33 protein-coding genes and 1 pseudogene are annotated in these 19484 nt (G+C 49.7%); 23 read left to right on the top strand and 11 right to left on the bottom strand.

Annotated features, from left to right (window positions below; genetic code table 11):
- Positions 1-23: 23 nt before the first annotated feature.
- The 11 genes from FDX24_RS10180 to FDX24_RS10135 all read right to left on the bottom strand — a co-directional run bounded on the left by FDX24_RS10180 (position 24) and on the right by FDX24_RS10135 (position 6334).
- Entirely contained in the window at positions 24-1199 is a 1176-nt protein-coding gene (locus FDX24_RS10180) for a site-specific integrase (protein ID WP_137364236.1), read from the bottom strand.
- Positions 1160-1366, bottom strand: a complete 207-nt coding sequence (locus FDX24_RS23695) for a hypothetical protein (RefSeq protein ID WP_024135505.1) — start codon at positions 1364-1366, stop codon at positions 1160-1162. Before FDX24_RS23695 ends, FDX24_RS10180 begins: the two co-directional genes overlap by 40 nt.
- Before the next feature lie 38 nt (positions 1367-1404).
- A complete protein-coding gene (locus tag FDX24_RS10170) occupies positions 1405-1974 on the bottom strand; it encodes a 3'-5' exonuclease (protein ID WP_137364235.1) in 570 nt (189 codons plus the stop codon).
- A 1-nt stretch (position 1975) separates the two neighbouring features.
- Positions 1976-2419: a hypothetical protein gene (locus tag FDX24_RS10165; RefSeq protein WP_137364234.1), complete on the bottom strand. Its 444-nt coding sequence runs from the start codon at positions 2417-2419 to the stop codon at positions 1976-1978.
- On the bottom strand, positions 2412-2756 hold the full coding sequence (locus FDX24_RS10160; RefSeq protein WP_137364233.1) for a hypothetical protein: 345 nt from the start codon (positions 2754-2756) through the stop codon (positions 2412-2414). Before FDX24_RS10160 ends, FDX24_RS10165 begins: the two co-directional genes overlap by 8 nt.
- Positions 2753-3007, bottom strand: a complete 255-nt coding sequence (locus FDX24_RS10155; protein ID WP_079813834.1) for a hypothetical protein — start codon at positions 3005-3007, stop codon at positions 2753-2755. Before FDX24_RS10155 ends, FDX24_RS10160 begins: the two co-directional genes overlap by 4 nt.
- Positions 3004-3180, bottom strand: a complete 177-nt coding sequence (locus FDX24_RS23440) for a hypothetical protein (protein WP_001253787.1) — start codon at positions 3178-3180, stop codon at positions 3004-3006. Before FDX24_RS23440 ends, FDX24_RS10155 begins: the two co-directional genes overlap by 4 nt.
- Complete coding sequence (locus FDX24_RS10150; RefSeq protein WP_137364232.1) at positions 3168-3707, bottom strand: HD family hydrolase; 540 nt, start codon at positions 3705-3707, stop codon at positions 3168-3170. Before FDX24_RS10150 ends, FDX24_RS23440 begins: the two co-directional genes overlap by 13 nt.
- A gap of 128 nt (positions 3708-3835) precedes the next feature.
- Positions 3836-4663 (bottom strand): YfdQ family protein, encoded by an 828-nt coding sequence (locus FDX24_RS10145; RefSeq protein WP_137364231.1) that lies wholly within the window; start codon positions 4661-4663, stop codon positions 3836-3838.
- 56 nt (positions 4664-4719) lie between these two features.
- Positions 4720-5091: a hypothetical protein gene (locus FDX24_RS10140; RefSeq protein WP_001515608.1), complete on the bottom strand. Its 372-nt coding sequence runs from the start codon at positions 5089-5091 to the stop codon at positions 4720-4722.
- 586 nt (positions 5092-5677) lie between these two features.
- Positions 5678-6334, bottom strand: coding sequence for a LexA family transcriptional regulator (locus FDX24_RS10135; protein WP_137364230.1), 657 nt, complete (start codon positions 6332-6334; stop codon positions 5678-5680).
- 99 nt (positions 6335-6433) lie between these two features.
- Between FDX24_RS10135 and FDX24_RS10130 the strand changes: the two genes are divergently transcribed.
- The 23 genes and pseudogenes from FDX24_RS10130 to FDX24_RS10025 all read left to right on the top strand — a co-directional run.
- Positions 6434-6631, top strand: a complete 198-nt coding sequence (locus FDX24_RS10130; RefSeq protein ID WP_115601843.1) for a Cro/CI family transcriptional regulator — start codon at positions 6434-6436, stop codon at positions 6629-6631.
- Positions 6632-6659: 28 nt separating this feature from the next.
- Positions 6660-7211: a YmfL family putative regulatory protein gene (locus FDX24_RS10125; RefSeq protein WP_137364229.1), complete on the top strand. Its 552-nt coding sequence runs from the start codon at positions 6660-6662 to the stop codon at positions 7209-7211.
- 172 nt (positions 7212-7383) lie between these two features.
- Complete coding sequence (locus tag FDX24_RS10120) at positions 7384-7563, top strand: DUF4222 domain-containing protein (RefSeq protein WP_137364228.1); 180 nt, start codon at positions 7384-7386, stop codon at positions 7561-7563.
- Entirely contained in the window at positions 7553-8410 is an 858-nt protein-coding gene (locus FDX24_RS10115; protein ID WP_137364227.1) for a conserved phage C-terminal domain-containing protein, read from the top strand. Before FDX24_RS10120 ends, FDX24_RS10115 begins: the two co-directional genes overlap by 11 nt.
- A complete protein-coding gene (locus FDX24_RS10110) occupies positions 8407-9285 on the top strand; it encodes a phage N-6-adenine-methyltransferase (RefSeq protein ID WP_137364226.1) in 879 nt (292 codons plus the stop codon). The genes FDX24_RS10115 and FDX24_RS10110 overlap by 4 nt, the downstream gene beginning before the upstream one ends.
- Positions 9282-9680: a RusA family crossover junction endodeoxyribonuclease gene (locus tag FDX24_RS10105; protein ID WP_137364225.1), complete on the top strand. Its 399-nt coding sequence runs from the start codon at positions 9282-9284 to the stop codon at positions 9678-9680. Before FDX24_RS10110 ends, FDX24_RS10105 begins: the two co-directional genes overlap by 4 nt.
- 86 nt (positions 9681-9766) lie before the next feature.
- Positions 9767-10654 carry an ORF6N domain-containing protein gene (locus FDX24_RS10100; RefSeq protein WP_233614776.1) on the top strand — a complete coding sequence of 296 codons (888 nt, stop codon included), beginning with the start codon at positions 9767-9769 and terminating at the stop codon, positions 10652-10654.
- On the top strand, positions 10651-11640 hold the full coding sequence (locus FDX24_RS10095) for a DUF968 domain-containing protein (RefSeq protein WP_137364224.1): 990 nt from the start codon (positions 10651-10653) through the stop codon (positions 11638-11640). Before FDX24_RS10100 ends, FDX24_RS10095 begins: the two co-directional genes overlap by 4 nt.
- Before the next feature lie 14 nt (positions 11641-11654).
- Positions 11655-12233: a DUF1133 family protein gene (locus FDX24_RS10090; RefSeq protein ID WP_137364223.1), complete on the top strand. Its 579-nt coding sequence runs from the start codon at positions 11655-11657 to the stop codon at positions 12231-12233.
- 105 nt (positions 12234-12338) lie between these two features.
- Complete coding sequence (locus tag FDX24_RS10085; protein WP_137364222.1) at positions 12339-12938, top strand: hypothetical protein; 600 nt, start codon at positions 12339-12341, stop codon at positions 12936-12938.
- Positions 12939-13304: 366 nt separating this feature from the next.
- Positions 13305-13691, top strand: coding sequence for a phage holin family protein (locus FDX24_RS10080; RefSeq protein WP_137364221.1), 387 nt, complete (start codon positions 13305-13307; stop codon positions 13689-13691).
- Positions 13678-13959, top strand: coding sequence for a phage holin family protein (locus tag FDX24_RS10075; protein WP_116360802.1), 282 nt, complete (start codon positions 13678-13680; stop codon positions 13957-13959). The genes FDX24_RS10080 and FDX24_RS10075 overlap by 14 nt, the downstream gene beginning before the upstream one ends.
- 155 nt (positions 13960-14114) lie before the next feature.
- Positions 14115-14729 (top strand): glycoside hydrolase family 19 protein, encoded by a 615-nt coding sequence (locus FDX24_RS10070; RefSeq protein ID WP_116360801.1) that lies wholly within the window; start codon positions 14115-14117, stop codon positions 14727-14729.
- 7 nt (positions 14730-14736) lie between these two features.
- A complete protein-coding gene (locus FDX24_RS10065; RefSeq protein ID WP_116360800.1) occupies positions 14737-15006 on the top strand; it encodes a hypothetical protein in 270 nt (89 codons plus the stop codon).
- A complete protein-coding gene (locus tag FDX24_RS23690) occupies positions 14963-15169 on the top strand; it encodes a hypothetical protein (RefSeq protein WP_116360799.1) in 207 nt (68 codons plus the stop codon). Before FDX24_RS10065 ends, FDX24_RS23690 begins: the two co-directional genes overlap by 44 nt.
- The gene (locus FDX24_RS10055) at positions 15147-15377 is read left to right on the top strand and encodes a hypothetical protein (RefSeq protein WP_137364220.1); all 231 of its coding nucleotides are present in this window, start codon (positions 15147-15149) and stop codon (positions 15375-15377) included. The genes FDX24_RS23690 and FDX24_RS10055 overlap by 23 nt, the downstream gene beginning before the upstream one ends.
- A 68-nt stretch (positions 15378-15445) precedes the next feature.
- Positions 15446-15643, top strand: a complete 198-nt coding sequence (locus FDX24_RS10050) for a hypothetical protein (RefSeq protein ID WP_137364219.1) — start codon at positions 15446-15448, stop codon at positions 15641-15643.
- A gap of 456 nt (positions 15644-16099) precedes the next feature.
- Positions 16100-16309, top strand: a complete 210-nt coding sequence (locus FDX24_RS10045; RefSeq protein ID WP_075848471.1) for a hypothetical protein — start codon at positions 16100-16102, stop codon at positions 16307-16309.
- 92 nt (positions 16310-16401) lie between these two features.
- Entirely contained in the window at positions 16402-16752 is a 351-nt protein-coding gene (locus FDX24_RS10040; RefSeq protein ID WP_088583017.1) for an HNH endonuclease, read from the top strand.
- Between the two features lie 126 nt (positions 16753-16878).
- The gene (locus FDX24_RS10035; RefSeq protein WP_046669959.1) at positions 16879-17376 is read left to right on the top strand and encodes a phage terminase small subunit P27 family; all 498 of its coding nucleotides are present in this window, start codon (positions 16879-16881) and stop codon (positions 17374-17376) included.
- Positions 17373-19106: a terminase large subunit gene (locus FDX24_RS10030; protein WP_137364218.1), complete on the top strand. Its 1734-nt coding sequence runs from the start codon at positions 17373-17375 to the stop codon at positions 19104-19106. The genes FDX24_RS10035 and FDX24_RS10030 overlap by 4 nt, the downstream gene beginning before the upstream one ends.
- A complete protein-coding gene (locus tag FDX24_RS23435) occupies positions 19103-19264 on the top strand; it encodes a hypothetical protein (RefSeq protein ID WP_049015455.1) in 162 nt (53 codons plus the stop codon). The genes FDX24_RS10030 and FDX24_RS23435 overlap by 4 nt, the downstream gene beginning before the upstream one ends.
- A pseudogene (locus tag FDX24_RS10025) lies at positions 19254-19454 on the top strand (phage portal protein); the annotation flags it as partial. The gene FDX24_RS23435 and the pseudogene FDX24_RS10025, both read left to right, overlap by 11 nt.
- Positions 19455-19484: the final 30 nt, after the last annotated feature.

Here is a 19484-nt window from a genome sequence, read left to right as displayed (position 1 = left end):
GGAATCAGTGCAGGGATTATTATTTATTTGATTTGGCTATGCAAATGATTTATGGACGTTGAGTTATCGTACTCCTTTAGATATCTGCCATAATGTCTAAATAGCATTTCTGGTCCCTTATGGCCCATCTGCGTCGCCAGCCAGAACAAGTTTGTTCCTCGACTGATATGGCTTGTGGCGAATGTATGCCTTGTCTGATATGGGTTACGGTAGCGGATGCCTGCTTTACGTAGAGTAGGCACCCATGCTTTTTTTCTTATCGCATCAGCACTGGCCCACGGTTTATTACTTTTTGGATCTTCGAAGATTGTTTCATCTTTCATAAAAGTGAATGGTTTCTGGCTGGCTAGAGCTGCCAATGCCTCTTCAGTCAGTTCTACTTTCCTCGTACCGGCTTTTGTTTTTGTTCCTTTGATGACGCCAACTACACTGGCATTTTGAACGTGTGCAGTCTTCCCTACAAAGTCGATATCACGCCAACGAAGAGCACACAATTCGGAACTACGCAGTCCTGTTTGTATCGCGAATCGGAATAGATTCTCCCACTGCTTATTGCCAGCAGCAGAGAGCAAAGAATCAACTTCTGCTGGTGATAGCGGATCAACCACATAACTACTTTCTGCCTCTGATTTATCACTTTGGTATCGTGAGGCTGTTACTAGTGATACAGGGTTAATCTGAAGCACACCATCCGTCACTGCCTCATCCAAAGCAGAACGCAGGAATGACAGTTGGTTTCGGATAGTCTTCAATGTTGTTTTCTGGTTCTGGATCCATGTCTTCAGCGCGGCCGGCGTCAACTCACTTGCAGGAAAAATATGAAGTGATGACAGCGCGCTTCGGCATTTCTTATATCCGCCAATTGTTGAAGGAGATAGTTTCCTCGTTTCACAGATAACCAGATACTCGTCCAGGTACATCTTCACTGTTTTGCCTGCGGCAGCGTTGCCGAAAATTTTTAACCGGGTAGAACGGGGAAAGTATTCCGCATAAACAAATGTTCCCCTTTCGATCTTGTTGTGGATTTCGCCGAGTGTGCGCTCGGCGTATTTGATGTTTTTAGGGGTTACGTCCAGATTAGAAAGGGGCTCACGGCATTTAACCCCTTTATAAGTGAAAGTAATATTGATGGTTTCGCCGTTGCGGTGTTTCCTGATGGTTACGCCGCGCGGGAGCTTAGGCGATTCTGTCGTGCCCATTTTGCAACCTCACTAAGATCAATCCATCTTTCCTTAACGCCGTCGACCTTTAGCACCTGAACCCCTTCACGCCATACTCCACGTTGCACTCGTTTGTTGATGGCATCCGGGGTTTCGCCTGTCTCTTTGCAATAAGTTGAGATGGGAACACAATCGAGGCTCAGCATATATTTCTCCATTACCCCGGCTGCACCCGGGGAAAATTTTAGCTGTTGCTGGTGGTTGGGATTAGTTTCTGCCAAATCGCTGAAACATATTTCGCCTGGTGGCGGGCATCAGCCAGTGCGTTATGTGCTACCCCATCGAATGGCATATCTCGTTTTGGATCGAAACCTACAACTCTGCCTAATGTGACGATGGTTCTGACGTCGTGATCGTTCCAAAATTGCCACGGACAAACCTGGCCGGCGCGCTCATATGCGCCGCGCAATATAACGTTGTCGAAAGTAGCTCCATTGCCCCAAACTTTTAAATATTTTGGGTTATCAGAATGCCGATTAATGAAATGGCCCAGTTCAGATAGGGCAGACGATATCGGCATCGCATCATCAACACAGATTGCTGATCGCGCTTCTGAGCTTTGTCTTAACCACCACAGAATAGTGTCACCATCCGGCACCGCTCCCTGCTCCATAGCGCTTTCAAGGTTAACGGCGGTGTAAAACTCCTGACCCAATTCACCGCTTTGCGGATCGAAGAATACGGCACCAATGGAGACGATAGGGGCATTCGGTCTTTTGCCCATAGACTCAAGGTCGATCATTAAATTGTTCACGTTAAATATTCTCCTGTTTTGGTGCTGCTTTAAGCATTGCGGCGCGGCAGGCGTTCCATCCCCTGACTTCAGCGATTGCAGCTACAGCGTCTATGGCATGCATTTTCGACGCCTCTGGCATCGGTTTTTCATCCGGCACTACTGGCGCTGACTGCGGGGCGGCCCAGAGCTTATTGACGCCATCCGGCAGATTATTAAAATCAAACATACTGCCCGGAATCCTGCCAGCCTGAATCCAGTCGTCTCCGTCAACCTCGATGAAAAATACTGGCTCTGCGTTCCTCGATGCTAGCACCTCATCAATCACATTCAACATATCACCGAGAATGTAAGCTCTGTTCCCGCCGTTTGAGTACTGGGTATCATGCTTCAGGTGTTCGCGTATCTGGTGCAGGCGCTCGATTGATACAGGACCGTGAGCCGTGTGGTTTATGCTTTTAGTCATTCCATGCCTCAAGCTCGTTCTGGATTTCATCGTCGACCTCGTCATTTGTGGCGTCCTCGTTCAGATAGTCGCGCGCCTCTTTGAGATACTGTTCACGGCGTTCGACGTACCATGCTGAAAACTCAGGTGACCAGCCGCGACCATTACCCTGAAAATCTACCAGCGCGTTGTCCTCTGCCATGCGCTCAACCATGCAGTCGGCAGTTGTCAGGGCGCACTCACGGATGTAACTGCGAAGGTGGTGCTTACGCCACCAAGGACTGACTTTAGAATCGCAACGACCTTTAAATTCGACTGTCCAGCGACGGATGCAACGTGCATTTAATGATTTACTCATTGTGCAGCTCCCTGTCTGGCTGTGTTCAATAGCTGGTTAAACATCATGGTTAAGCTGTTACTGCACCCAAACGGCATATCGTTAATACGGTATGTAGGAATACCATTGCGAATACCAGACTTCACGATCCGGCCAGTGGTATAGAGTTGCGATAATGCGCCAGCGACCGCGGGTGTCTTTTTGTTCATACCTTTGGCGATTTCACCGCTGGTGGTATTCGGATGAGCCTGGAGATATTCAAATACGGTCATGGCGTTTTACCTTTACGTTCCTGTTCCAGTTGCACCAGAGATTCTTTTAATGCTGCGAACGTAGCTTCCAGTCTGGTGGCGACTTCGCGCATAAGCGGTGCATGCTTTGGTGGCAATTCAGCAACGGAGGCAAAAGCCTCCGCAACGAGTTCTTTTACCTTCATGCGGCGCATCGGCGCAGCTCCACCAGTTCGTTAAAGCGATTCATGAACAGGCCATAGGCTTGACCAGGACGGAGAGGGATAACCTGAACGAGATCAGAGCAGGGAATACCTTCGAGAATTTCCCACTTCGAACCGTCATCGATTTCCAGATCACGGCGCTCGGTAGCTAACATGGTTAGATCGGCATATTTCACGACAGCAGCTTGTTCAAGTGAGATACCGAATTTAAAGCGGATAAGACCATCAACATAAGTTTCCATGCGTTGGTAGTCAGGTAACAGGGCTTTGAGCGGAGCAGGAATATCCTGGCAATATGCCTCCGCAGCGTCGTGCATCAGCGCTTCAAAGGCGAACTCTGGCGGTACAATCTGGCTTACAAGCACAGAGTGCTGGGCCACGCTGTAGAACTCTGGCAGATGCCCAGCGAATCGACAGATGCTGGAAAGAGCAGTCGCGATATCCTCAACATCGATATCGTCGATTGTGGCGGTCAGGTAGTTAAATTTTTTACCGGATAATGTCTGAATGTAGCTCATGGTTTTCTCCATATTGGCGCGCTGCACCGCGCAGATTTTGGTTGCACGAATCCCTCGCCGGTTGGCGATAATTAATGGAATTACGCTTCAATAAATCCCCGCGGCGCCGGGGATTTAATGCAGAGCAATTACGCTTTAAAGTTACCGATGAACGTTTCCACTGATTCACCATCGAACTTGCTGATCAGTAAATCGCGGAATTCGTTGGCGATCGCTTCTTCCTGTGCTTCAAGTTGGACGATGCGCAGAACAAAGCAGGGGTCATCGCTGGTCAGCAGGCTGTTACGCAAGCTAAAGCGGCGTTCGCCCAGACCTTCATACGGCACACATTTGAACTCGAACGCCACAGGCATTACGTCTTTGCTGCTTGCTTCAACGCTTTGCATCAGCGATCTTTTACCAGCGAAATCACCAGTTTCATGGTCCTGCTGTGTTGCTTGCTGAATAGTGATACGACGCACAGCCTGAGCTGCCTGGGAAATCTGCATCGTATTACCATCAGCATCAAACGCCAGCAGGTAATCGCTCCAGTCTTCCAGCCATTCAGCGATTTGCTTTTGCTTCAAACGTTGACCATCGATCTGCAGTAACGCGCGGAACGGGGCGGTTTTCTTCAGGGTTATTGAAGCAACGTTATCGGCGTGGCCGGGATTATCCAGGGTGCCGATGTTGAACACTGAACGGGCGGTCATGTTGTCGGCGTCAATGAAGCAACGAGCTGGCTCACTGTCGCTGGCGTAACCTTTAGAATAACGTGCGAAGTCGTCAATACTGGTTGTGGTCATGGCACCACGGAAGCGGAAACGCTCCAGAGAAAAGCGCTCAAGGCTTTCAACGCCAGTACCCGCTGGAAGCAATGCGGTCGGGCAAGCCAGATCCTGAATATCATTCAGGTGGTAGCCAGAAAGGACCAGGTCTTTTACCTGCTGAAATGTACCGCTGTCTAACTGAGACATAAAAATTCCTTATTTGCTGATGTTCGAAGTGGTATCAGTGAGTTTGTTACTGCGGATCACTGAGCCGCTTTAAGCTTTCCGTCCACCGCGCCGGTGATCCCGAATAGTTGCCCCTGATCTTCCTGCAGGATGGTGAGCTTCCCGCCTTTGTTGACCCACATCGGGGTTTCGGTTGTGTCCTCTTCGGAGGCTTTACCACGCGGTGTAGGGGTGCTGTAGTTCAGCTTGTGCTTGATCTTGACGCGTTTCTCTTCAACGGAATTACCCATGCGCTCAAAATCAAAGGTGAGGACTACTTTGCCTTTGTTGCCGTTGTTCAGAACGCCAAGCGCGGTGGTATTAAGTGCTGCCGCGATTTTGTTCATGAACACGCCGGCATCCAGTTCGCCAAGAAAATCTGGCACTACGGTCATGCGGTCATTACTCATGGTTTTACCCTCGTTAAGGCGGCTGCCACCGCCGAACTTTCTCCATACACAACAGAGAAGGGCACCTGCATTGGTCGGCGGCTTGCAGAGACCGCTTTCTTTTGCCCGGGTGGATTGGGTTATGAGCCCGTCGCCCGGTGATGCCCTTTTCTGTTGTGCCCTGAAAAAGGCTGGCGGTTACCGGACAAACGGGAAAACACCGGGCCGCCAGAACAGGGAGTTACTTGTTATTGCTTTGGCCTGCTTTTAACCACATCAGGCGCGGTGGTAGGTATCTTCGGGCGGGGCGCTGGGGACCAACCAGCTACAACCCCTACGGTATTTACACTCCACGCCGTGGGTTAACGGCTCCGTATCGTGGCTGAGTTTCTGTTGCTGGTGGTCAAGCCAGCTTCGCAACCCCTCCCGAAGACACCTGTCAGCGAATCATCCGGTTATTCATATGCCACCGGCGGCTACTTCGTGGGCGTCCTGCCTGTTCGCTGTTGATGTGATTAATGTAGGATAACTTACTATTTGAGGTCAAGTGAAAATGTTGGATAACTTACATTGAGGAGCGAAAAAAAACCGGGTATTCCCGGTTTTCTTATAAATCCATTATTACCTGTCTTACTAACCCTACCAATCGGCAGTTGCCATTCACTTCTAAAATCCTGTAATTGGGATTGAGAGGTACTAGGTATTTCAGCGGCCCATCAATGACGAACTTTTTAATCGTGGCTTCATCACTTCCCATAAGCTGTGCAATAACAATTTTACCATTAGCTTGACTGGCATCACCAAAATCAGGTTCTACAACGACAATAGAACCCTCGGGGATACTTGGTGCACCTGTAGGGTTAGTCATCGAGTCACCGCGAACAATGAGTGCAAATGCGCTTTCAGAAACGGCAGCCGAAGTATAGACCCAGTCATGGATGTCCCGCTCTGTGATCGCTCCGCTATTGGCCGTCCATTCCCCGGCCTGTACCCATGTGAGAACGGGAACTGACCTAATTCCGAATCTTTGCTCTGGGTCCATGGTTGGGGGATGCTGACTTCCATCATCCTTTCCATCCAGTAACCACTGCGGTGTCTTTTCTAATGCAGCCGCCAGCGCCTGGAGGTTTTCACCACCCGGTTTGTAGTCACCGGATTCCCACCCGGTGATGGTGACGCGATTAACCCCGACAAGCTTTGCCAGGACAGCTTGCGTCATCTTGAGCTCTTTTCGTCTGCTTCGGATTCGATCATTCATTTTCATGTAGGCAATCCTACCATTATATGATGTAGGAGTGCTTGACCATTAAATGTAAGATATCCTACTATCAGTGCACTGCATTACTTAACTCCAGAGGGAAAAATGAAAAAGAATGACGTTATTTCTTACTTCGGTGGCGTAGGGAAAACCGCTAAGGCGTTGAATATCTCTCATGCATCCGTGTCGGGCTGGGATGAAATTATTCCAAAGGGACGAGCATTTGAGATCCAAGCGCTGACGAAAGGTGATTTGAAAGTAGACCAATCACTTTATGAAAAGCGTAGCCATTCGGCTGCGTGATTATAACCACAGAATTAAGGGGTTAACCGTGGGTAACGAACCTATTTGGAAAGTCGATCGTCAGCCAGCCTGGCTGGTGGTCGCAATTAAAAAAACGATTACCGACCTGCCTGGTGGCTACGCCGAAGCGGCGGAATGGTTGGGGGTAACAGAAAACGCGCTGTTTAACCGCCTCAGAATTGACGGCGATCAGATCTTCCCATTGGGCTGGGCGATGGTTCTACAGCGCGCTGGTGGTTCGACTCATATTGCTGATGCTGTTGCTCGTCATTCTCATGGCGTCTTTGTACCACTGGCAGATGTTGATGATTTGGATAACGCCGATATCAACCAGCGCCTGATGGAGTCAATTGAATGGATTGGCCGTCATTCTACCTTTGTGCGTAAGGCTACAGCTGATGGGGTGATCGATGCTGAAGAACGGGCTCAGATTGAAGAGAACAGCTACCAGGTGATAGCGAAGTTTCAGGAACACGTCACGCTACTTTACCGAGTTTTTTGTGTCGCAAAAAAGAGTGACGCCCGCGAGTGTGCAGCTCCGGGCGCCTTGGCGAACAACTCTTCGAGTATGGAGAAATAATCCGCATGAGCAATTTAATCGTAAATCCTCACTTACCGCAACTACGAATGATCCCGGTTCCGGGTCTTCCGCTGTTTCGGTATGAATGCAAAGTATCAAATCGCTGGGTGTCATGTAACCACAGTCAGGCCTCTGTAATTGTGGGGGTCTACTACCGGAGGGCAAAACGCCTGTGCGCGAACTTAACCGAAGGTTCACAGACCACCGCGGAGTGCCAGTCCGTGTTATCCGCTGGGAGCCAGAAACACAGCGTGTCATCTACCTGCGTGATGGCTATCCACACGAATGCTTCAGCCCACTTGAGCATTTCAGGCAAAAGTTCAGGGAGATAACGGACGATCATGAGCACTAAATTAACCGGCTACGTATGGGATGGTTGCGCGGCGTCGGGCATGAAGTTGTCTAGTGTCGCGATCATGGCTCGTCTGGCTGATTTTAGCAGCGATGAGGGGGTGTGCTGGCCGTCCATTGAAACTATCGCTCGCCAGCTTGGTGCTGGGCCGAGCACTATCAGAACGGCAATCGCTAAGCTTGAAAAAGATGGCTGGCTCACGCGTACACAGCGCCGTAATGGTAACCGTAATGCGTCGAACGTTTACCGCCTGAATGTGGATAAACTTCAGGCAGCCGCATTTTCTCAACTGTCAGATTCTGACACATCAAAATCTGACGCATCAAAATCTGACGCATCAAAAAATGACCCGTCGAAATCTGGCAAAAACGGCGGTTTTGACCTGTCAGAATCTGGCGGGGATCCGTCAGTAAAATCAACACAAGATCCACAAGTAACTTCAAAACCCTCTTGTCCGGTTGCGGCGCAACCAGACCCTGAAGTTGTGATTACCGACCAGGCAATTTTGGTTCTGACCCATTTGAACCAGATCAGCGGATCCCGGTATCAGAAATCAAAAACATCCCTGGAGAACATTCGTGCCCGACTGCGTGAGGGGTACAGCGTTGCAGACCTGCAACTGGTTATCGACCTGAAGCATGAGCACTGGCACGAGAACGACGAGCAGTACCAGTACATGCGCCCGGAAACGCTGTTTGGCCCGAAGAAATTCGAGAGCTATCTGCAAAGCGCTACCCGCTGGGATCAGAAAGGACGGCCTAAACGCGCAGACTGGGGTGCGAAAAAGCGCGATGTGATGGCTTTTGGTCCGGTTGATACAACGATTCCAGAGGGGTTCAGAGGATGACGTTAAACAAATATTGCCAGGCGCTGGCGGCACTACGTAGCCAACCAGCCCACGAATTGAAAGAAGTTGGCGATCAGTGGCGGACACCGGATCTGCTTTTCTGGGGTATCAACGCGCTATTTGGGCCATTAGTTCTGGACTTGTTTGCTGACGACGACAACGCGAAGTGCCCGGCATGGTACACCGCCGAAGATAATGCGCTGACGCAGGACTGGTCTGAACGTCTTGCAGAACTGGGTGGCGCTGGTTATGGCAACCCACCGTATAGCCGTTCGCAGTACCACGAGAAACAGGCGATCACCGGCATGACGCACATCATGAACTACGCAGCAGCCCAGCGCGAAAAGGGCGGGAGTTATGTATTCCTGATAAAAGCTGCGCCGAGCGAAACGTGGTGGCCGGAAGATGCCGATCACATCGTATTCATCCGTGGGCGCATTGGGTTCGATCTGCCTGTGTGGTTTATACCTGCTGACGAAAAACAGAAGCCCACCAGCGCGTTTTTTGCTGGTGCCATAGCTGTATTCGATAAGTCATGGCGTGGAGAGCGGTTCAGCTATATGAACCGTTCAGAACTGGAGGCAAAAGGGCGGGCGTTTCTGGCTTTGGCTCAATTCGCCGTTGGTAAAGAGCAAACAATTGCAATGCAGGCAGCTAGGGAACCAGTAGCACCACCGGAAACTGAGTCACGAATTTGGCCTCTCGAAGTTGGTCTGGTGTTTAACCAGGTGGAAGGTGTTGATGTATTGAGCGAGGCCCAGCAGAACAAACTGAAAGCCAACATCAATCGCCTCTGGCTGGAACGAACGGCCACCAGCGAAATCATTACTTCAGCTTCTGAACTTGTTCGCAATATGCGGGGAGAGGCCGCGTGAAATTGATCCTGCCTTTTCCTCCGAGCGTGAACACTTACTGGCGCGCCCCTAACAAGGGGCCGCTGGCCGGTCGTCACCTCATTAGCGCTGATGGTCGTAAATACCAGAGCGCTACCTGCGTGGCGATCATTGAGCAATTACGACGTCTCCCGAAGCCATCGACTGAACTGGCAGCGGTAGAAATCACTCTGTACCCGCCGGATGCGCGCCGCCGGGATATCGATAATTACAACAAAGCCCTGTTTGACGCGCTGACGCATGCGGGTGTCTGGGAAGACGACAGCCAGATTAAGCGCATGCTGGTGGAATGGGGGCCAATAGTACCGAAGGGAAAAGTTGAGATAACCATAACGGCATATAAAAAAGAGGTGGTTATATGTCCAGCTGTGGGTTGAATATTGGTCGTTATGGCAGTAATGTCGGAAAGTGCAAGCGAAACGGGCGTGCAGGCCCGTCGCAACAATCAGAGTATGGAGATAATATGAGCAATCATCATGTTATGGGCACTGCTACGCCCAAAAATAGCACTTCATCAGTAATTTCCGTTAATCATTCGTCGGTGCCGGTGATCACTTATCGCAATCAGCGTGTAGTGACTACGGAATCACTAGCCAGCGGTTACGGTACAACAGCGCAAAACATCACTAATAACTTTAACCGCAACAAAATGCGTTTTGTTGAGGGTAAGCATTACTTCCGAATTGAGGGTGAAGAAGTCGAAAATTTGCGCAACTCTTTCAGCGGTGTGCAAATATCATCAAAGGCTCGCAGCCTTTATCTCTGGACTGAGCGTGGCGCTTCCCGTCATGCGAAAATGCTTGAAACCGAATTTGCCTGGGACTTCTTTGAGCAGCTTGAAGATCATTACTTCAATCTCCGTGAGGTCCACGGTGTCATGCTTCCCAATATGTCTGACCCAATCACTCTGGCGCGAGCCTGGGCGGACGCTATGGAGGCAAAGCAGCAGGCTGAAGCACTCAGCCACCAGCAGGCCGAATATATAGAGCATCTCGAGAGTCTCTTCACTGACGGGCTTTCCCCTGTGCAGTTCTGTAAGCGTCTGAATGGCGTTAACACCTCAAAAATTAGTGCATGGCTTGTTTCGGCGAACTGGTTATATGACGACAATCCGGAAGGGCGCAATGCGCAATGGCGTGTCCGATCTTACGCTCGCGATAAATACCTCACCGAGAAAAGCAGCAAAGTCTCTCCAAATTCAGCAGTTAGCTTTACTACCTATCAGCCGGTTCTGCTCCGTGATGGGGCCATCTGGCTCTACAAAAACTATCTGAAAGGGAAGCTTCCGATGAAGGTGACCTGGAACGGGAAATTCACCCACGATAAAGAACTGGCCGGGGGCGATAATTGAGGGCGTTACTCACTCCTGAAATAGCCCATCGTATGGGGATTGTGTTATTCCGTCCCGGTGCGGAACTGATGCACATCTTCATGCGCGGTCGCGTTCTGCTTGAGCCAGAACCAGAAGAAATGGCGTCATTCAGTACCGGGGCTGTTCCCGCAGCCATTCAGCCGCTGGCTGATGATCCGGTAATGCGGCAGGTCTTCGAGAATGAGCGGGTTATTCATCGCGCCGGTGGGCTGGCTTCCCTCGAGCAGTGGCTGAGTTCAAGGTTTGAATGCCAGTGGCCACATTCAACGTGGCACGACAAGAACTTCACAACAATACGGCACCCACCAGGAAGCATTCGCCTGTGCTGGCATTGCGATCACACTTTGTCCGGGCAGCATACTGAGCAGCTTGCAGGTATAGCGGCAGGAAACCTGGTATCCTGGATTCTGGAAGTCATTCAGCGTGATTCTGGTTTTCCCGAGTCGCATGTCCTGACGCTTCCGGAACTGTGCTGGTGGATGGTCAGAAACGACCTGGCTGATGTTATTCCGGAAAGCGTTGCGCACAAGGGGCTACGCCTTCCGGATGAGAAGATCCGCGCGGTTATGAGGGAAAGCGACATTGTGCCTTCCGCTTCTGCAACCAGCCTCGTGCAGGAGAAGGCGAAGAAGATCCTCACGCTCTCTGTTGATCCGGAGTCTCCAGAATCTTTCATGCTCAGGCCAAAGCGACGCCGCTGGATAAATGAGACTTACACCCGCTGGGTAAAAACACAATCCTGCGTATGTTGCAATAAACCAGCAGACGACCCCCACCATCTGATTGGCCACGGGCAGGGGGGAATGGGTACAAAAGCACACGACTTATTTGTGATACCGCTGTGCAGAGCACATCACAACGAGTTGCATGCTGATCCCGTGGCATTTGAAGCGAAATACGATGACCAATTGGTGATGGTTTTTCGGGTTATAGATCGAGCGCTGGCAATTGGCGTGCTGGCATAAATGGAGAAAGCTTAATGATTAATCCTTCTGAAGTTGGCAATGCTGGTGAAATGGTGCGCCTTCGTACTCTGGAAAGCATCTGGGTGCAGGGTAAGTTGCGCATGTGGGGGCGCTGGTCTTATATCGGCGGTGGTAGTGGAGGGAACATGTTTAACCAGCTACTGGCATCCGGGAAAATCACCAAAACAGCAATCAACGAAGCGCTACGACGGATGAAGAAAGCGGGTATCAGCAAGCCCGAACTGGAAGCATTCTTCAGAGAGATTCTTGAAGGGAAGAACAAAAGCGGCCTAGCCTTCTGCTCTGATGATGAGGGCTTGAAAATCGACGGCGTCATTGCTGCCGTCCTGATGAATGATGATTACCGTTCTCTCTATGGCGTGATCGTTGACCGTCACCGCCTGCGCAAGAGCAAGCGCCAGATGGCAACTGAGCTACAGCAAAAACACCCTGAATGGACCTTCATGACCTGCCGCCGCCGAATTGATACATGGGTAAGTCTTGCGGAATCGATGCTTTACGCACCACTTTGTGATGCGTTCGACACAGATAGCAGCAAATTTTATTTGAAAGATGAGCCAGTAAGTGCTTAAATTGTGGTAGGCTCGGGACATTAAAGTAAACTGAGCAACAAACATAAAAATCCCGCTATAAGTGCGGGATTTTTGATAACATAGCCCCCCTACACCGGAGGCGCTATGTGGCATAGTATTTCATTTAAATTAATTGACTCTAGTCTTTTTGAGTCAACAATTGTTTCAATCAAAAACATCCCACCTATTATTGTTGAATCATCTCCTGATTATGGCTCTGCAATTTTATCTGGTTTAGCGACATTAATAGGTGGTGCAATCCCAGCTCTAATTGCACTCAAAGCGATAAAAGCTAATAAAGAGCAAATGCTCAGGCAACAAATAATTATAAATAGACAAAATTTTATAGACAATCTTAGAATGAAAATGTCTATGTTCACATCTGATTCAGGAATTATGCTTATTCATATCCAACGTGAACTGGCTGGGAATGATTGTTCGTTAGAAAATGCTCCAGAAGAAGTTTACGCAAAAATTTTAGAACTGGCACATCAAATAGAACGCCAACACAACTACATTCAACTTTTGATTGGTAGCAATGAAAATTTTGCGGAATCTCTTAAAATCATGAAATATATTTCTGATAGTTTTTTTGACCCTAAAGCTAATGTTGACAAAATAGAAATTTATAAACAAATTGAATTGTTATTACAGAGAACGGAAGAAGGAATCAAAAAAGAGGAAGATGTTTTTTTTGTGAATTAATTATTTTCTTAGTGTTATATCAAAGACTACAAAATGATATCATTTTTATATCTCTTGATTTTGATGAGGTTCACAGGAATAAGTCACATAGAAAAATGCCTTGTTGAGTGTTAGAAAACATAACACTACGAGTTACAAGTGGCGATGACATTTGCCTTAACGGTGAAGCAGAGGTGTTAGAAAGTCCTCTCACCCCACCTATGTAAACAATCCTGCTTACTTTGAGGCTGCCGCACGGTGGCCTTTTTCATTTCAGGCTCACGGGAATCATCCGCTACGTGCTTTGTTGATAAATCCAGCCCGTGAAGCCTGAACCTATTTCCCCTCATTTCTGAGAGGACTCACAGCAATAAAGAGGGGGGCTAAATGTCCGATCCGATTTCCGGTACTGGACTGGCTGGTGGTGTCCTGACGGGGGCCAGTGTCTATGGATTTCTTTCCGGAACCGATTACGGCGTGGTATTTGGCGCATTTGCCGGATCTGTATTTTACATTGCAACCGCCGCGGACCTGAGTACAGCGCGCCGGCTGGCGTATTTTGTCGTGTCCTACATCGCCGGGATCATCTGCTCAGGGCTGGTTGGTTCAAAGCTGGCTGACTGGACTGGTTACAGTGATAAGCCTCTGGACGCTATCGGAGCCGTAATCGTTTCTGCTTTAGCTGTCAAAATCCTGACGTTTCTGAATAATCAGGATGCCGGCTCGCTGGTGGCGCTGATAACGCGCCGGGGAGGTTCAGGTGGTACTAAATGACCCATCGGCAACAATCAATGCGCTGCTTTGCGCTGGGGTAGTGTTGACCCTGATGTTTTACCGTCGCGGTGATTCCCGGCATCGACCTTGGATATCTCGCTTAGCCTGGCTGCTTACGGTCATTTATAGTGCCGTACCGCTGGCGTATCTGTGCGGTATCTACCCTTACTCATCGTGGGCCACTATTGGGGCCAACATTATTTTCCTGTCTGTGCTGGCCGCCGTCAGAGGTAACGTAGCGCGGCTCATTGATGCTGTTCACAAATAAAAAAGCGAGTCGCAACGACATCGCCACAACCCGCAAAGAAGATGAAACCATTAGGATTTATCTTAAGTCTCATTGTGACTTAAATTAAATTGAATTTTATCATCTTAGGTGAATTCTAATCCCTACCATTAATAGTGGTTTAATCCGGTACACATATGAACAAATCACAATTTCAGCAGGCGGCTGGTATCAGCGCCGGGGGTTCTGCACGCTGGTTTCCGCATATTGATGCGGCAATGAAAGAGTTTGGAATTACAGCGGTTAATGATCAAGCCATGTTCATTGCACAAGTCGGGCACGAATCCAATGGCTTTACCTCGCTGGTAGAAAGCTTCAACTATTCGGTTGAGGGGCTGAAGAAAACCTTTGGTAAGCGTCTGACGCCGTATCAGTGCGAAATGCTGGGGCGTGTCGATGGTAAGCAGGTCGCTCACCAGCCGCAAATAGCCAATCTGGTTTACGGTGACCGCATGGGGAATAACAGCCAGGGTGACGGCTGGAAATATCGCGGTCGTGGACTGCTTCAAATCACTGGTCGTGAGAACTACACCAAATGCGGTGCGGCGCTGAAACTTGACCTTGTCAGTACGCCGGAACTGCTAACGCAGGAGCGACATGCGGCTCGTTCGGCGGCGTGGTACTTCACGTTACGCGGTTGCCTGATGTATTCGGGTGATGTGGAACGTGTAACGCAGATTATTAACGGCGGGCAGAACGGCATTAACGACCGCCGTGAACGTTACTCCAAAGCAAAAGCCGCACTGGTATGAGGTCACTATGGGACTTGAAATGATTATCGGCCTGGCCGTTGCTGTGCTGGCTGCAATAGCAGGTGCTTTTGGTCTGGGTAAATCACGCGGTACAAGTATCGCCGAAACAAAAGCGGACCAGCAGCGCACTGAAGAACGTGCAGCAGCTACTGAAGCGGTAGCCGAACGCCGGGTAGAAACAACAAAAGGAGCCAGGGATGTACAGCAGACTGTTAATCATCTTCCTGATGACGATGTTGACCGCGAGTTGCGCGAAAGATATACCCGCAAAACCTGAAGTAACGGACACTGCCTGTGACTGGGTGAACATCATCTACCTCACAGAGCACGACATTGCCGTGCTGGATAAGCAGACGAAGCGGGACATTCTGGCGCACAACAAATCAGTACAGGCTAACTGCTTGAAGGAGTCAGGTCTTGAACGTAGAGAACCTAAGTAACGCGCATTACATCTATAACGAGATGAAAGAGCTACAGCGACAGAAAAGCATACTGGAAAGTTGTGCAGGGCTTGGTGTGACAATCCAGTCAACCTATCAGGATAATGTCTTTCTTGAGGCCATACGTCCGCATGCAGTAGCTGAACTGGATAGACGTATCGAGGAAAAGAAAAACGCTCTCTCTGTTCTTGGTGTCACTTTTCCATAGATCAGCAACATCAAAACAAATATATCGGCCTCGCAATAGCGGGGTTTTTTAACAACTGAGGAATGAGCATGACAGTAGTTCTTACAGCTAAGCAGATTGAAGACCTGGCATCCTTCGCGAAAGAAGATGGCCAGCCACAATACACCATCACTACCGGGACAATCCCTGAGTTCGAAGCTGATGATGGTGAGGTTATCCCTGAGTACACCGGGCTGATTGCCTATTCCGGGTCACTGGATCACGGTGTGTTGCAACTCGGCGACTAGCAGCATTACAGCAGGCATTAACAAAATGCCTGCTATTCAGGCTTAAATGCTAAATCCAAGTTTTTTTGCAAGGTTATGAATAAGGGAGTTCGTATTTTGATATTCCGTAGTTCCAACTGCAGCACCGCATGAAGAACACTGAATAAATAAAATTCTATATTTACTGTTAGCAACAGGATGTTCTTTTAATTCAAATCTTGTTGAGGAGCATTTTGGGCAAGAGGTGGTAGCCATAATAATCCTTATCAGAGGTAATCAGTCATCCCTCATCTGATGGGTGCATTAGTGTCACTCCACTGATGAGCTGAGTTAACATCATAACGGGGAAACTAAGGAAAATCATGGCCGGAATGATCACAATAAATAGTAGGGCCTCAACCAGTGAGATGATGGCCTTGCATAAGGCATTTGCTATGCACCTGTGATAATGTTTTTCCTCTATCTAAAGGGGGCATAATGGCAACAGTTCGGGTAAGGAAAATAAAACATCCTGGTGGTACTGAAACATTCCAAGGCGCAGGTCCTTACGCAAAGGAATGGACGGATATATTCATTGGTAGTGGCTGTAGTGACGCAGATGTTGAGGACTTTAACAGAAGGATAGACGACTGGATCTCGGAGCGAGAAAAGCAAGGGGATGAGGTAATTTGGGTGCCCAATTACTAAATGGGCAAGTATCATTAACATTAATATCAAGAAGCCTCGTCTTTGCGAGGTTTTTTAAGCCCATAACACGTACCCCCATCGAAGAGTTATTAATGCCACCACGAACACCAAAGGCTTGCCGTGTTCGCGGCTGCCGTTTTACCACAACAGACCCATCTGGCTACTGTGAAAATCACAAAGGTGAAGGCTGGAAATCCTACAAGCCAGGTCTATCACGACAGCAGCGTGGATACGGAACAAAGTGGGAAGTTATCCGGGAGCGGATACTTAAGCGTGACAAAGGGCTGTGTCAGAACCATCTGCGGCAGGGGATCGTGAAGCAGGCGTCCTGCGTGGACCACATCAAAGCGAAGGCCCACGGCGGTGCTGATGAAGACAGCAACCTTGAAAGCCTCTGCTGGTCATGTCACGCCGCGAAGACCGCGCGTGAGCGGCTCAAATGAGAATAATTGTCATCATCGGGCAGGGGAGGGGGAGGTCAAATCTCTGAGACCGCGTGCCTTCGGGACTGCCCGCCTCCTCGTATTTTTATACCCGCGAAAAATGAAATTTAACCAGGAGTGTCGCTTATGGCTGGAACGGCGGGGCGTTCCGGGCGTCGCCCCAAGCCAACGGCGCGCAAGGAGCTGGCAGGGAACCCCGGCAAACGAGCCCTGAATAAAGAGGAACCTGTATTCACACCGATTAAAGGTGTGGCACCACCTGACTGGTTTTCTGAGGATGACGGTCTGCCAATGGCGGCCGTCATGTGGGAACTGACCACAAAAGAATTATGTGGTCAGGGATTACTGTGTGTTACCGATCTTGCCGTACTTGAGCGCTGGTGTGTTGCCTATGAGTTCTGGCGCAGGGCGGTTAAAAATATCGCCAGAGATGGGCTGTCCATCACTGGTGCTATGGGGGGGAAGATAAAAAACCCTGAGCTAACCGCAAAGAAAGAGCAGGAATCGGAGATGAGTTCTACCGGCTCCATGCTTGGCCTTGACCCCAGTAGTCGTCAGCGACTGATCGGCCTTGCCGGACAGAAGAAAACCTCTAACCCATTCCTGAAGATGATCAACTCATGAGCCGGAAATCGTACCCCAACGTAAACGCCGCGAATCAATACGCCCGCAACGTTGTGCGGGGGAAAATTCCGGCGTGCCAGTTTGTCATTCAGGCCTGCCAGCGTCATATCGATGACATGGCGGCTGAAAAGAGTAAGAAATTTCGTTACCGCTTCGATAAAGATATGGCAGAAAAGGCTGCGAAATTTATCCAGTTGTTGCCACATACAAAAGGAGAGTGGGCATTCAAGCGGATGCCGATCACCCTGGAGGCATGGCAACTGTTTATTGTGTGCTGCGCCTTTGGCTGGGTCCAGAAAGGATCGAAGCTTCGTCGATTTCGCGAGGTTTACACGGAGATACCGCGTAAAAACGGGAAATCGGCCATTTCGGCGGGTGTGGCACTGTACTGTTTTACCTGTGATAACGAGTTTGGCGCTGAAGTATATTCCGGAGCCACAACTGAAAAGCAGGCGTGGGAAGTATTCAGACCAGCTCGCCTGATGTGTAAGCGCACACCGCTGCTGGTGGAAGCGTTCGGGATCGAAGTTAATGCGTCCAACCTGAACCGGCCAGAAGATGGCGCGCGTTTTGAGCCGCTGATTGGTAACCCAGGGGACGGCGCTTCACCGCACTGTGCGATTGTCGACGAGTATCACGAACACCCAACAGATTCGCTCTACACCACTATGCTGACGGGTATGGGGGCGCGTCGACAACCGCTGATGTGGGCGATCACCACAGCAGGTTACAACATTGAAGGTCCATGCTACGACAAACGGCGTGAAGTGATTGAAATGCTGAACGGCACGGTACCCAACGACGAGTTGTTTGGCGTGATCTATACGGTTGATGAAGGTGACGACTGGACTGATCCAAAGGTGCTTGAGAAAGCCAACCCGAATATGGGTGTCTCAGTCTACCGCGACTTTCTGTTAAGCCAGCAACAGCGTGCTATCAATAATGCTCGCCAGGCTGGCGTGTTCAAAACCAAGCATCTCAATATCTGGGTCGCTGCCCGGGCAGCTTTCTTCAACCTGGTATCCTGGCAGAACTGCGAAGATAAAACCCTGACCTTGGAAATGTTCGAAGGTCAACCATGTGTTCTGGCTTTTGACCTGGCGCGCAAGCTGGATATGAACAGTATGGCGCGGTTGTTCACTAGGGAGATCGACGGCAAGACACATTACTACAGTGTTGCTCCTCGGTTCTGGGTGCCTTATGACACGGTTTTCAGTGTTGAAAAAAATGAAGATCGTCGTACTGCGGAGCGATTTCAGAAGTGGGTCGAAATGGGGTTACTCACTGTGACCGATGGGGCTGAAGTCGATTACCGATACATCCTCGAAGAGGCAAAAGCGGCAAACAAACTGAACCCAGTCAGTGAATCACCGATTGACCCATTTGGCGCAACCGGCCTTTCCCATGAATTGGCTGACGAGGGGTTGAACCCTGTCACTATCATCCAGAACTACACCAATATGTCTGATCCGATGAAGGAGCTTGAAGCAGCCATTGAGTCAGGCCGCTTTCATCACGACGGAAACCCGATTATGAGCTGGTGTATCAGCAACGTCGTAGGTAAGTATCTGCCGGGTAATGACGACGTGGTGAAGCCAATCAAGGAGCAGAATGAAAACAAAATCGATGGTGCAGTAGCAGAAATCATGGCGATTGGACGGGTAATGCTGAAAGAGCCTGGCGATTTCCTCTCATCCCTTGATCCGGACGACGACCTCTTAATTCTATGAAATCACTTATTACCGATGTTATCGGGCTGGCCGGTTTCGGTCTGCTCACGTCCGGGGTATACCTGCGTTTTGGTCTGGCCCCGGCGCTCATGTTCTCGGGCGGCCTGCTGTTGCTGGGTGCCCTGGCGATGGCCAGAAGGGGGAAGCGTGCTGCTTGATGCTTTGTTCAGAAGTGAATCTCTCGAAAATCCCGGTACACCAATAACTGGCGATGCAGTTGATACTGAGGGGCTTTTCAGAGCAGATGTATATGTAAGCCCTGAAACAGCGATGAAGCTGGCGGCGGTATATGCCTGTATCTATGTATTGTCCTCAAACCTCGCCCAGATGCCGCTGCATGTTATGCGTATGTAGTGGCACAGTAAATTTGGCCACCTG

Origin of the sequence: Citrobacter sp. wls716 (assembly GCF_005280975.1) — a bacterium.
GTDB classification, from domain to species: domain Bacteria; phylum Pseudomonadota; class Gammaproteobacteria; order Enterobacterales; family Enterobacteriaceae; genus Citrobacter; species Citrobacter youngae.
The sequence above is the reverse complement of the archived record's forward strand: the minus strand, read 5'-3'. Positions and strand labels throughout refer to the sequence as shown.